Here is a 403-nt window from a genome sequence, read left to right on the forward strand (position 1 = left end):
GTCCAGGCCACGGGCGCCGTGGCGATCCACTTCGGACACGGCATCCAGCACGCCCGGCGCACGCTCTGGATCCTGCTGGTGCTCATGATCACGGCCGGATCGGGCATCTCCCGCGAGAGCATGCCCGTGTGGCTCCCCGTCCTGGTGGGACTGTGTCTGGCGTTCGGCACGCTTTTGGGGGGCTGGCGGATCTCCTACACCCTGGCGTCCCACGTGGTCACGCTGGATCCCCTCCGCGGGGCGATCGCCCAGACGGTCTCGGGGGCCCTGCTGTTCCTGGGCGGCTTCTTCTCCCCCGTCCCCCTGTCCAGTTCGCAGACCAGCACAGCCGCGATCCTGGGTGCTACTGAGCGCTTTTGGGATGGTACTGTATCAGGGACTGGCATATACCGCGGCACATTAT

The 403-nt window shown here is 66.7% G+C and carries 1 protein-coding gene; it reads left to right on the forward strand.

Features of this window, described 5'->3' with window-relative positions:
* A partial coding sequence (locus CWC38_RS11955; protein WP_133306271.1) for an inorganic phosphate transporter occupies nt 1–403 on the forward strand: 403 nt, incomplete at both ends.

Source organism: Kocuria tytonicola (genome assembly GCF_003687455.1).
Taxonomy (GTDB): Bacteria; Actinomycetota; Actinomycetes; order Actinomycetales; family Micrococcaceae; genus Kocuria; species Kocuria tytonicola.